The sequence below is a fragment of the Snodgrassella sp. W6238H11 genome, from assembly GCF_016100525.1.
Lineage (GTDB): Bacteria > Pseudomonadota > Gammaproteobacteria > Burkholderiales > Neisseriaceae > Snodgrassella > Snodgrassella alvi.
The window spans coordinates 120,928-133,946 of the sequence record NZ_JACFSH010000001.1 but is presented as its reverse complement, the minus strand read 5'-3'; the positions used below and the strand labels follow the sequence as shown (position 1 = coordinate 133,946).

Below are 13,019 nucleotides of genomic sequence, written 5' to 3'. Positions count from 1 at the left end.
ACTATTATGATTAATTTAAAAGGGTTTGTATTGAATCATTATAAATATTTGATTATCAAATATATTATTATCTGCTAATACTGAGAAATAATTATTTGGTGTTTTTATGAATATTTAATAATGTAACGCTGAAGGATATTTTTCAAATTTCTTTTTTGCCATTTCGCGACAAGAATAAAGTTCGGGACTTTTATAAGATATTCCTTTTGTTTAAATTTAAATGTCAGCTTGCCTCTGATAAAGCCTGATTTGAAGCTTAGTTCAGAAACTTCTGTCATAGGAATAACAGTAATTGCATCTGTTATATTTGTATTCAAGGTTAAACCAATCAGAATTATTTTTTCTGCATTAAAATAAATAAGCAGATGTTTAATAAATAATCCAGAAAATTGAGTTATTACAATCTTTAGCCATAATTTTGCATCTATTGATCCATACAATATTGATGAACTGTCGAATTTTGGTAATTTATGCTCTTCAAAATATGCTTCGATATTTTCTAACTTTAAACCATTACTCATATAAGATATCCGTAATTTTTAAAAAATTCAAAATTTCTTTAATCCTGTCAATATAATAAATATATTTTAGTTTATCCACAATCATAATACCTGATATTGTTTTTCCCAGTTTTTATCCACGTATCTGTCAGTGTATGCGATAAGATGAATAAATACACATTATTCCTGTGATTATTGGGATGGTGTTGCACATAAACTGTGGATAAGTAATTTATAGCCTTGTTATATATAAATTAAATTTAACTGCCTATTTTTTAATCAGCAAATTATAACTGAATCAATTTTCCTTGATTCCGTTGCATAAACTGCTCTGACAATATCTGTTTGCAAACAGCAGTATAGCCCTCATATCTATAATAGACATAGTTGCTAGGACATATCAAATTCAGTATTGTCTTGTTGAACTCGCTGATTATTTTGAAATGCTGATAAGTTTCCACCGTTATGATGTTAATCGGAATGGTTTTCTGAAAAGCTGATTATTTTTATCATAAAAAACAAGTAAACGCTGAATTTTATATTCATTTCCGGATTTGAATTTGATTTATATAACGGAATATTGAACATTGATTACTGCTTTGATAATGGCTTTGATTTATTCCTTATTATATTATTTGAAATTATTATAACAACACTCCCTTATTAAAAAGGGATGCTATGATTAAATTACTTTTTTGCTTTATCAATTCATTTATTTTACTTTTTCCACTTATCTCCAACGCTTCAGAACATATTGGTTTTAAGCGAATTCACTATGATATACATGATGGAAGACCATTAGATATTGCTGTTTGGTATGTCACTAATAATAAGCAAAATTCAATAACTATAGCTGATAATGCTATTTTCGAAGGTTCTGAAGTTATTGCTGATGCAGTACCGGAAATAAAGAATACTAAATCGCCATTAATTTTACTTTCACATGGTTACGGTGGGAGCTGGCGAAGTTTAAGCTGGCTTACACATGCATTAGCTACAAAGGGATATATTGTTGCAGCTCCTAATCATCCGGGGACAACTGGATTTGATCAGAATACTGAGCAGTCAGCCAAACTATGGTTACGGCCGCAAGATTTAAGTAAAACTATTGATGCGCTGGCTGAAAATCAAACATTCTCAAATATCATTAATTTAAATCAGATTTCCGCTATAGGCCATTCGCTTGGTGGTTGGTCAGTAATTGCACTTTCCGGAGCCAGATTTGATACAGAGTCCTTTAAGAAAGATTGTAATAAATATTCATATTTAAAAGCTTGTCATTTGATATCTGAACTTGGTTTGGCAAATTCAGAGCTTAATAGGAATATGTCAGACCCCAGGATAAAAGCATTCGTATCATTGGATGCTGGTTTGACAAGAGGGTTTACCATTGAAAGCTTACAAAAAATCAAAATACCATCTCTTATTATTGGTGCAGGAGTTGATATAGGTGATACAAATACACAACTTGAATCGGGTTATGTACAAGAATTTCTACCAAAATCGTCCTCAACTTATATTATTATTCCAGATGCAATGCATTTTAGTTTTATCCAAATTTGTAAATCTGATGCAATTGATATATTGAATCAAGAAAAAGAAGGAGAAGGAATTATTTGTAAGGATGGCGGCAGTCGGGATAGAAGTGAGATTCATCGTGAAATTACTCATCTCATTATTGATTTTTTATCTAAGACATTTTCAAATTATAAAAACTGATTTCAAAAACTGCTTTAAATGATGCAGTTTCTTATTATTCTTATAATGGGTTATACCCCTAATAAATGATGTAATACTCTATTTTGCTACAAAAAAAGACTGCCTTACATGTAAGGCAGTCTTGAATACTCAATATTAACGATTAATTTTCAGCCGGTTTTGGTTCTTGCGGTGCCTTTTCAAGCAAAGCTTTGATTGACAGGCGTACACGGCCGCGATCATCAATTTCCAGCGCTTTTACTTTAACCTGCTGACCAATTTGCAGGTAATCGCTTACATTTTTCACACGATCATGTGAAATCTGGCTGATGTGTACCAAGCCGTCTTTACCCGGCATAACTGATACGATAGCACCAACATTGTTATCCAGAATCTTGATTACTGTGCCTTCGTATACTTTACCCACTTCTACTTCAGCAGTAATTTCTTCAATACGGCGTTTGGCCGCTTCTCCTGCTTCACTGGTGCTGGCCGCAATGGTAATCGTACCATCTTCAGCAATATTAATTTCAGTACCGGTTTCTGCGGTTAATGCACGGATGGTTTCACCGCCTTTACCAATAACATCACGAATTTTGTCCTGATGGATTTTCATAGTAAATAAACGTGGTGCATGTGCAGATAATTCTTGCGGACCTTTTACTGCTTCCTGCATTTGTCCGAGAATATTCAAACGAGCTTCTTTCGCCTGAGCCAGTGCAATCTGCATGATTTCCTTGGTAATTCCCTGAATTTTGATATCCATTTGCAGAGCAGTCACACCAGTAGTGGTACCGGCAACTTTAAAGTCCATATCACCAAGGTGGTCTTCATCGCCTAGAATATCAGTCAGTACAGCAAATTTATTGCCATCCAGAATTAAACCCATGGCTATACCGGCAACATGGCTTTTCAGAGGAACGCCGGCATTCAGCAAACTCAGACATCCGGCACATACGCTGGCCATGGAAGAAGAACCATTGGATTCAGTAATTTCAGATACTACACGCATGGTATAGCTGAAATCTTCAACATCAGGCAATACAGCCAGCAGTGCGCGTTTTGCCAGACGGCCGTGCCCGATTTCACGGCGTTTTGGTGCACCCATACGACCTACTTCACCGGTTGAGTATGGCGGAAAATTGTAATGCAGCATAAAGCGGTCAGTATATTCACCACTCAGAGCATCGATAATCTGTTCATCACGCTGAGTGCCCAGTGTTGCTGTAGCCAGTGACTGAGTTTCACCACGGGTAAACAAGGCAGAACCATGTGTACGCGGTAATACGCCGGTCCGGATATTAATAGGTCGAACAGTACGGGTATCACGGCCGTCAATACGCGGCTGGCCTTCCAGAATCTGGCCACGAACTACTTCTTTTTCCAGATCTTTGAAAATACCGCGAATCTGGTTAGCCAGTAAGGTATCAGTTTCTTCGGTAATCAAAGCCGCTTCAACAGCAGACCATGCTTCATCTAGTTTTGCTGTACGGGCTTGTTTTTGCTTGATTTTGAATGCTTCATCAATTGTTGCACCAGCCAGCTCACGTACTTTGGCAATCAGGCTTTCATCAGCAACAGGAGCCTGCCAGTCCCACATTTCCGGATTAACTTCATCTGCAAATTCATTGATGGCACGGATGGCTGCCTGCATCTGTTCATGACCGAATACTACTGCACCCAGCATGGTTTCTTCAGACAGTACATCTGCTTCAGATTCCACCATTAATACGGCTTTTTCTGTACCGGCAACAACCAAATCCAGTTGTGACTGAGCCAGCTGGTTTTTTGTCGGATTAAGAACATATTCACCATTGACATAGCCGACACGGGCTGCACCAATCGGACCGGCAAAAGGTACACCTGTTAGTAGTAGTGCAGCTGAAGCACCTAGCATAGCCGGAATATCTGAATCAATTTCCGGATCAACTGAAACTACCATGGCAACTATCTGGATATCGTTGTAGAAACCTTCCGGAAATAAAGGACGAATCGGACGGTCAATCAGGCGGCTGGTAAGGATTTCTTTTTCACTTTGTTTACCTTCCCGCTTAAAAAATCCGCCCGGAATTTTACCGGCTGCATAGGTGCGTTCCAGATAATCTACGGTCAGCGGAAAGAAATCCTGACCAGGTTTAACTTCTTTAGCAGCTGTAACGGCTACCAGTACCACAGTATCGCCCATAGAAATTTTTACTGCACCGGCTGCCTGACGGGCAATTTCACCAGTTTCCAAAGTAACTGTCTGATTGCCGTATTGAAAGGTTTTAATGTGTTTATCAAACATATTGTGTTTCCATTCTAATTTTTTGCAGATACCGCACCTGCTAAAAAACCTAACAATGTACACGTAACTGGCATATACATAGGTAGGGTTTCTGGCCGGGCGTGATTTGCAAAATGATTATTAATGAGGTTTTAATCAAGCCTGTAACAGGCTATAAATACATTTTGTATTATGGTCAAATTCTAACATATATTTTTTACCTTATCGCAAACTCAATGACTGTCCCGACGCTGGTTAAGCTCAGGATATGCATTTTTGGTCTTTTTCAATCTGCCATAAAAATATTTCTATTGGCTGTATATTTTTTCTTTACCCAAAATCATTAATATTAAAACTATTTACTTGTATGTTAGAATTGATTTTACTAATGTAAATTACCATATTGGTTCAACCGGATCTGGCTGTACCTGTATTATTGAGGACAAAGTAATGTCTGAATTTTTATATAAAAAACCAACTGACAGTGATGTACTGTTATCTGTTGTGATGCATCCGGAAGATACCAACGCAAACAACACTATTTTTGGCGGACGTATTCTGGCTTTAATGGATCAGGCCGCGTATGCATGCGCCTGTAAACACTCACGTTCTGTAACGGTAACAGCAGCTATTAATACTGTTAATTTCCGTACGCCAATTTATGTGGGTGATTTGGTCTCAATTAAAGCACGAGTCAATTATGTAGGTAAATCGTCCATGATGATTGGTATTCGTGTAGAAGCGGAAAATCTGGTTACCGGAGAAATTCGTCATAGTAATTCCAGTTATTTCACCATGGTCGCCATTGATTCTGCCACCGGTAAACCACAGTCGGTACCCGGTCTGATTCTGGAAACATCCAATGAAGTACGCCGTTTTGTACGCTCATATACTCGTAAGATGGAACAGCAGGAAGCTTTGAAAGAATTTCAGGCAAAAGCTTTTCATTTAAATAAGGATCATCTGGACTGGTGTCAGACACAGAATGCGCGTTTAAATCCGGATTTATATAACGAAATAGGATAATCAAATATTGCCTGAATGGTTTTAGTTTGATGTATAAAAAAAGCCGCCTCTTTTAAAAGGCGGCTTTTTTTCAGATGGAGAATGCTTATTTACGCAGACCCAGACGTGCAATCAATTCGCGGTAGGTATCCGGTTTAGTGCGGCGGATGTACGCCAGCAAACGACGACGGGAGCTAACCATTTTCAACAGACCACGACGGCTGTGATGGTCTTTCGGGTTAGCTTTAAAGTGACCAGTCAGATCATTAATACGGAAAGTCAATAACGCGATTTGTACTTCAGAAGAACCAGTGTCCCCTTCGGCACGTTGATAATCTTTAATAATTTGTGCTTTTTGTTCAACAGATAACATGTAATTTACTCTTAAAAAAAGCCTTACGGCAGACAAGTTGGCCAAGCTAATATATGTCATTAACAAATACCAACTCCGGATACATATTTAACTGATATAAGCCGTATTCATCAGACGCAGCACTTTCAAACGCCTGCTGGGAGCCTGATATTGCACCAGCCCGATAAAGCGGCCATCAACAGCATAAATACGCAAGGGGCACATTGTGCCATAATTTTGCTCAGAATGCACGGCTATACCATGCTGTAACTGCAAAATATCTTTATCATTCAGAGTGACAGCCGGAAAATGTTGTACGAGTACATCACAAGGCAAAAGCCAGTTATCCCGTGCAGCTTCATCCAGATTACTGATTGCGGCAAGTGAATGAGTCTGTTCAATGGTAAAGCCGGCAGTAGCAGTGCGGCGTAATGCAGTCAGATGCGCTACAGTTCCCATATGTTTGGCCATATCTTCAGCCAGAGTACGTATATACGTTCCCTTACTGCAACGCACACTGATGACCAGCCGCGGGAAAGTAAATTCAATAATATCTATCTGATAAATCGTTACCTGACGGCTTTTCCGTTCGATGGTGATACCCGCACGTGCATATTCATATAATGGCTTACCCTGATATTTAATAGCTGAATACATAGGCGGTGTCTGAGTAATTTCACCACTAAAAGCAGAAATGGCTGCCTGTACCTGCGCCAGTGTAATCACTGTATCGGCAGTGGCAACGATTTCACCTTCAGCATCACCTGTGCTAGTAGCCGCACCCAGCTGTAAAGTCGCTATATAAGCTTTATCTGCATCCAGAAGATACTGAGCAAATTTAGTTGCTTCTCCAAAGCATACGGGTAACAAACCTGTTGCCAGCGGATCCAGTACACCGGTATGCCCTGCTTTGGCCGCACCATATAAAAAGCGCGCCCGCTGCAAAGCACTGTTACTACTCATTCCGCTGTCTTTATCGAGTAACAGCACACCATTAAGAACGCGTTTGCGCCGGCTAGTCTGGGTATTCATGATGTTGTTTATCTAATTTCAGTTTCAGGATCATTAGGCGAGCGCATCATAACATGCTTTATCCGGCCTATTCAGGATTAGTCGCTTTTTCGATCAGAAACAGGCTTGAGAACCGGTACTGGCTTTTAAAAATTACCGGCTCTGCCGATAACAGAACTTCGGACATCTATATTTTCAAACTTAAAAACTGACTATAAAAGCATCTTATCAGGATGCACACAGATGACATAATTACCAGATTTCACTATCAGTGAAATCTGCGAACCCAGATAGGTGTATGAATCAGATGTATATGCCGATAGTCATACTATTCCTGATTTCCAGCGATGTTTACCCATGTGACAGTTAATTTTGCATACTGTCTTATTGTCTTAATTTAGGTGTGCAGCCTCTATGCAGATTTTATGTTTTCTTACCTGAGCAGATCTGATTAGTAGGATAATAGCAAAAAGGAATCATTGAAATTTATTAAAATTTCTTATAAGTATATGGTATTTTGCTGCAATTAAGTCTTACGCAGATGCTTTATTTAGAGTTACAATTATTTTATATACCAGTGCTGGTACTGCACTGATATATCTGTCAGAATAACTGGTAGAAAATAAATATTTTAATCCTGTTTTAAATGACATTTAATCGGTAATATGAGGTACATTTACACCTCTATACTTTTCTGTCATTTTTATTCAGGATTATATTTATACCGGTATCGATTTTATCCGGTAAATGATTTTCTGGTTGTACCGGTCTGTTTATCTGAGAACAGAAACTAACAGACTAAACACTTCTTCTTTACTGATGAAAAGGGTTCATTATGAAAGCAGCCGTAGTAACAAAAGACAAAAAAGTTGCCATCCAGGATAAAGCTGTACGCCCGCTGAAAGCCAATGAAGCATTGCTGAAAATGGAATGCTGTGGCGTTTGCCATACCGACTTGCATGTAAAAAATGCGGATTTTGGCGACGTAACTGGTGTAACACTGGGACATGAAGGTATTGGGGTTGTAACTGCTGTAGGTGAAGATGTTACTTCTTTAAAAGTGGGTGACCGTGCCAGTGTTGCCTGGTTCTTTGAAGGCTGCGGACATTGTGAATATTGCAACAGTGGTCGCGAAACCTTCTGCCGTGAAGTTAAAAATGCCGGCTATACTGTAGACGGTGGTATGGCTGAAGAATGTATCGTTGTAGCAGATTATGCAGTTAAAGTACCAGACGGACTGAGTTCTGAAGCAGCCAGCAGTATTACCTGTGCCGGTGTGACAACCTACAAGGCAATCAAAGTATCACACATCCAGCCGGGTCAGTGGATTGCGATTTATGGACTTGGTGGCTTAGGTAATCTGGCGTTGCAGTATGCCAAAAACGTGTTTAATGCTAAAGTAATTGCTATTGATGTTAATGAAAAACAACTTGAGCTGGCACGCGAAATGGGTGCAGATATGACTCTGAACCCTGCTAAAGAAAAAGTAGAAGAAATCATTCAGGAAAAAGTAGGTGGTGCTTACGCTGCTGTGGTTACAGCTGTAGCTAAATCTGCTTTCAATTCAGCCGTAGCCTCTGTTCGTGCCGGCGGACGTATTGTTGCTGTAGCTTTGCCAGTTGACACTATGGATCTGAATATTCCGCGTCTGGTTCTGGATGGTATTGAAGTGGTAGGTTCACTGGTAGGTACACGTGAAGATTTGCGTGAAGCATTCCAGTTTGGTGCAGAAGGTAAAGTAGTACCAAAAGTAACTATGCGCCCTCTGGAAGATATCAATGATATTTTCGATGAAATGACTGCCGGTAAGTTTACTGGTCGTATGGTAATCGACTTTAAAAATGCCTGATATCTGTTAGGCAGTTTAAAAAAGCCATAGTCTGACTATGGCTTTTTTGTTGTCCGGAGAAGTAATTAGCAGGCTTCGCCTACCTGAACACCATTGAGAGTGTCCTGAGCAGAGGCCAGACTGGCTACCAGTTGCTGAGCTGCCTGAAATTCAGGTGTCTGCATAGTAGCAACATATTCTGTTGCACTCCCCTTACCGGCAATCATCTGCCAGCGCTGTGCCAGCCGGCTGATATCCGGCCAGACAAAATCGGTCAGCAGATTATCTACCCAGTCTGGTTTATTACATACCAGAGCAATATCACAGCCGGCACCAAAAGCCTGCGCTGTACGTGCATGGATATCACCGGCGCAGCTGGCTCCTTCCATAGTTAAATCATCAGAGAAAATCACTCCGTCAAACTGCATTTTATCGCGTAAAACACCCTCCAGCCAGATAGTGGAGAATCCTGCCGGTTCTGTCGGATCAACTTTAGGATATACCACGTGTGCGGGCATGAGTGCCGGCATACCATTATGAATTAAATCTTTAAATGGCTGAATATCATCAGCCCATAATTCTTCCCAGCTGCGGTTATCTTCTGGTAAGGTAAGATGGCTATCACCACTGACGGCTCCATGCCCGGGAAAATGTTTGCCACAGCAAGCCATACCACCACGAGCCAGACCACGTTGCAAAGCTACTGCCAGAGAGCTGACTACAGCCGGCTGCTGATGAAAACTGCGATTACCGATAACAGCACATTCACCCCAGTCCAAATCCAGAACAGGCGTAAATGATAAATCTATGCCACAGGCACGTAATTCAGTAGCCAGTACCCAGCCTACCGTTTCGGCCATTTTGTCGGCCATTGCTGCACCATGCTGCTCCCAGCACTGTCCCAGAGTACGCATGGCCGGCAATCGGGTAAATTCGGGAATAAAGCGCTGTACCCGCCCGCCTTCATGATCAACAGCGACAATAAGCTCCGGTGTTCTTAATGCTTTAATTTCCGTAACCAGCTCGGTTAACTGAGCACGGGACTGATAATTGCGCCGGAACAGAATCACACCGCCAATGGCCGGATGACATAAACGTTCACGTTCGGTATCACTTAACCTGAACTCTGCCACATCAGCCATAACCGGACCACGTGCTAATGCTTTGGGATGTACTGACAACATAAATTATTCCAAAATTTTTCTGAATGAATCGCGTGGTCTGACCAGAAAGTGATCCATCATTAACAATGGAGCAATTAATAAAACCTGCATAATGGTGTAAACGACCTGTACGATTAACTGATAACCCAACTAGAACATATCCTAAAACAACATCTTTATGAAAAATTACGGCAACATCATAGCAATAAACAGGGTATTGTTTGCACGCCTGATTAACAGAGGTACATTTTTTCCACTGGCTGCTACTGCATTATCAAAATCTTTTTCATCATGTACCAGTTTCTGACCAACGGCGATAATAATATCGCCACGACGTAAATCTACCTGTGCAGCCAGCCCGCTGATGTCTTCAATAATCAGCCCCTGAGCTGTTGCCCGCAATACCAGACCGAGACGGTGTTCGGCAAAACTGGTTCCGTCAGTTGGCATAATGGTACTACTGGCAGAACTGGCCGGATTAGCTACAGCCGGAGACACATTATCCAGCGTTACCCTGATTTCTTCTTTTTGACCTTTACGCCAGATACCCAGAACGATTTGCTTACCTGGTGGCAGTAAACCAACTTTCACCGGCAAATCGCTTGAATTCTTTAGCTCATCGCCATTCACACTTTGTACGATATCACCGGATAATAAGCCTGCTTTAGCTGCCGGTCCGCCGGCAACAACTTGAGTAATCAGCGCACCATTAGCTTTATCCAGACCAAAAGATTTGGCCAGATTATAGTTGACTTCCTGAATAACTACTCCAAGCCGGCCTCGCTGTACCTTACCAGATGTTTTCAATTGTTCGGCTACATTCATGGCCACATCAATCGGAATGGCAAAAGAAATACCCATAAAGCCACCACTGCGGCTGTATATCTGTGAGTTAATTCCTACTACCTGTCCCTTAAGATTAAATAATGGTCCACCTGAATTTCCGGGATTAATAGCCACATCAGTCTGGATAAACGGCGTATAGTTTTCTTCCGGCAGACTGCGTCCTTTGGCTGAAACGATGCCGGCAGTCACACTATTATCAAAACCAAACGGCGCACCAATGGCCGCTACCCATTCTCCGACTTTTAATTCTTCAGGATTACCCAGTTCTACAACCGGTAATTCATCGGCATTGATTTTTAATAATGCAACATCAGACTGAGCATCAGCACCAATCAGTTTTGCCTGAAATTCACGTTTGTCATTCAGTAAAACCTTAATATTATTCATACCGTTGACTACATGAGTGTTGGTAAGAATATAACCATCCTTACTGATAATAAAACCTGAACCAAAATTATATTCATCATCATTTGCCTGCGGGGTTTGCGGTACATTTGGCAAAAGGCGTTTGAAGTATTCGTAAAACGGATCATTGTCAGGCAAAGCATCCGGACCAGCTTCATTATCGATATTCCGGTTATTGCGTGTAGCCTGAATATTGACTACTGCCGGACCTTGCTGGTCGACCAGCCGGGTAAAATCGGGCAACAACATAGCTACCTGATTGCTGTTCCCATCAGTACCGGCAGGTATTTCCTTCACAAAACCCTGACCATCCTTATTTTTGCCAAACCATTGTTCCAGCCTTTCACAACCTGCTGCTACCAACAACACTGACAAAATTGCCGTCAACATATATTTGCGATTTATCCGCATCCACTTCCCTAACTTTTTTGTTTTCTTACACAAGCGAAGATTAATAATATTGTAACGAAAAGAGGCGTTAAGTTACACAATCAGACGGTTAAAGTCGTCTTTGCCGGGTACTCGCACAAATCATTTATCAGACATTGCTCACACAGCGGTTTACGCGCTTTACATATGTAACGTCCGTGTAAAATAAGCCAATGATGTGCATTAAGTCTGAACTGTTTCGGCACCACCTGCATTAATTTATCCTCAACTTCATGTACCGTTTTACCCGGTGCCAGACCTGTACGATTACATACCCGGAAAATATGCGTATCTACTGCAATCGTTGGATGACCAAAAGCTGTATTCAGGACAACATTAGCCGTTTTTCTCCCTACTCCCGGCAATGCCTCCAGCTCTTCTCTGGTTTGCGGTACATCTCCGTTATACAGCTGCACCAGAATCCGGCAAGTTTCCATCACATGTTTGGCTTTGGTTTTATATAAACCGATGGTCCTAATACACTCCATAACTTTATCTATTCCTAACTCCAGCATAGCTTGTGCCGTGGGTGCCATTCGGAATAAATGTACAGTGCATTTATTGACAGAAACATCCGTTGCCTGTGCCGAGAGCATAACAGCTATCAATAATTCAAATGGTGAATGATATATCAGCTCTGTAGTCGGATTCTGACAGACGGCCTGCAAACGAGTGAATATTTTCTTGCGCTTTTGTGCATTCATGAAATTAAACCATTATCGGTTTTTTTGTTGCTGACGAAACTGCCACGGTGCTATTGCACTGGCATTGTGCCATAAACCGAGACGATTTTGGCGCGCCTGTATCTGAGCACTCTGATAACGGCCAAAACCTAATCGATCCTGCTGCTTTTTAGCAATTGAGTCGTAATGCCAAGCATATCCCTGTTGAACCATCCATAAGTTAATATCTGCATTATTCAATGTAATCTGACCAACTTCACGCTGATACTGATCTATAGCAACCACATTGACATCAACATACCTACCCTCAATACGTGCTTTTAAGGCATCGCGACTGGCTATACCATAAGCTTGTTTGATTTCCGGCGCATCAATATTAGCCAGACGAACTTTATGCGTATGCCCGTCCTTGTCTCTGATATGCACAGTATCTCCGTCATGCACACTGTCAACATTACCGGAATAGCGTCCTTTACTGGCTACTGCCCACTTTTTTCCTCTTACAGGCGGCTTACCATTAAGCAAATCCTGTACAGAGCGCACAATACTGTCCGCTTTCTGTGTCCATTCCGCTAAAGGTGTAATTATACTTTCCGGCAACCACACTTTAGCGAGTGTCAGAATAACAGCCACCCAGACCAGAATTTTACGCCAGTTAGTCAGAATTTTTTGTCTTTTATGCATTTATCAGAAAACCACATTATTAAATATGCCGGCCTGAACAGAATAAACCACAGACAGTAAAATAAACCCTTAAAACAACAGCAGCCAGCTACCCTTTTTTCAGGTAACTGGCTGCGCAGATATTAATTAATTGTAATATTAAATACTTC

The 13,019-nt window shown here is 40.9% G+C and carries 11 protein-coding genes; 3 read left to right on the top strand and 8 right to left on the bottom strand.

All coding sequences use genetic code 11. The features are described from left to right. Positions 1–104: 104 nt before the first annotated feature. Complete coding sequence (locus H3V00_RS00640; RefSeq protein ID WP_025330301.1) at positions 105–521, bottom strand: hypothetical protein; 417 nt, start codon at positions 519–521, stop codon at positions 105–107. 657 nt (positions 522–1,178) lie between these two features. Here H3V00_RS00640 and H3V00_RS00635 point away from each other — a divergent pair. Next, the gene (locus H3V00_RS00635) at positions 1,179–2,219 is read left to right on the top strand and encodes an alpha/beta fold hydrolase (protein WP_198206688.1); all 1,041 of its coding nucleotides are present in this window, start codon (positions 1,179–1,181) and stop codon (positions 2,217–2,219) included. A gap of 142 nt (positions 2,220–2,361) precedes the next feature. Here H3V00_RS00635 and pnp read toward each other — a convergent pair whose 3' ends face one another. Next, positions 2,362–4,485, bottom strand: a complete 2,124-nt coding sequence (pnp, locus tag H3V00_RS00630) for a polyribonucleotide nucleotidyltransferase (protein ID WP_198206689.1) — start codon at positions 4,483–4,485, stop codon at positions 2,362–2,364. A 429-nt stretch (positions 4,486–4,914) separates the two neighbouring features. Between pnp and H3V00_RS00625 the strand changes: the two genes are divergently transcribed. Beyond that, complete coding sequence (locus H3V00_RS00625; RefSeq protein WP_025330298.1) at positions 4,915–5,490, top strand: acyl-CoA thioesterase; 576 nt, start codon at positions 4,915–4,917, stop codon at positions 5,488–5,490. 85 nt (positions 5,491–5,575) lie between these two features. Here H3V00_RS00625 and rpsO read toward each other — a convergent pair whose 3' ends face one another. Both rpsO and truB read right to left on the bottom strand, forming a co-directional pair. Then, entirely contained in the window at positions 5,576–5,842 is a 267-nt protein-coding gene (rpsO, locus tag H3V00_RS00620) for a 30S ribosomal protein S15 (RefSeq protein WP_025330297.1), read from the bottom strand. An 87-nt stretch (positions 5,843–5,929) separates the two neighbouring features. Next, complete coding sequence (gene truB, locus H3V00_RS00615; RefSeq protein ID WP_084565417.1) at positions 5,930–6,853, bottom strand: tRNA pseudouridine(55) synthase TruB; 924 nt, start codon at positions 6,851–6,853, stop codon at positions 5,930–5,932. Between the two features lie 814 nt (positions 6,854–7,667). Here truB and adhP point away from each other — a divergent pair. Then, positions 7,668–8,681: an alcohol dehydrogenase AdhP gene (gene adhP, locus H3V00_RS00610; protein ID WP_025330295.1), complete on the top strand. Its 1,014-nt coding sequence runs from the start codon at positions 7,668–7,670 to the stop codon at positions 8,679–8,681. A gap of 65 nt (positions 8,682–8,746) precedes the next feature. Here adhP and nagZ read toward each other — a convergent pair whose 3' ends face one another. The 4 genes from nagZ to H3V00_RS00590 all read right to left on the bottom strand — a co-directional run bounded on the left by nagZ (position 8,747) and on the right by H3V00_RS00590 (position 12,870). Beyond that, the gene (gene nagZ / locus H3V00_RS00605; protein ID WP_232335907.1) at positions 8,747–9,844 is read right to left on the bottom strand and encodes a beta-N-acetylhexosaminidase; all 1,098 of its coding nucleotides are present in this window, start codon (positions 9,842–9,844) and stop codon (positions 8,747–8,749) included. 165 nt (positions 9,845–10,009) lie between these two features. Then, positions 10,010–11,479 carry a DegQ family serine endoprotease gene (locus tag H3V00_RS00600; RefSeq protein ID WP_198206753.1) on the bottom strand — a complete coding sequence of 490 codons (1,470 nt, stop codon included), beginning with the start codon at positions 11,477–11,479 and terminating at the stop codon, positions 10,010–10,012. Positions 11,480–11,565: 86 nt separating this feature from the next. After that, complete coding sequence (nth, locus tag H3V00_RS00595; RefSeq protein ID WP_198206690.1) at positions 11,566–12,207, bottom strand: endonuclease III; 642 nt, start codon at positions 12,205–12,207, stop codon at positions 11,566–11,568. Positions 12,208–12,219: 12 nt separating this feature from the next. Further along, positions 12,220–12,870, bottom strand: coding sequence for a thermonuclease family protein (locus tag H3V00_RS00590; protein WP_198206691.1), 651 nt, complete (start codon positions 12,868–12,870; stop codon positions 12,220–12,222). Between the last annotated feature and the right edge of the window lie 149 nt (positions 12,871–13,019).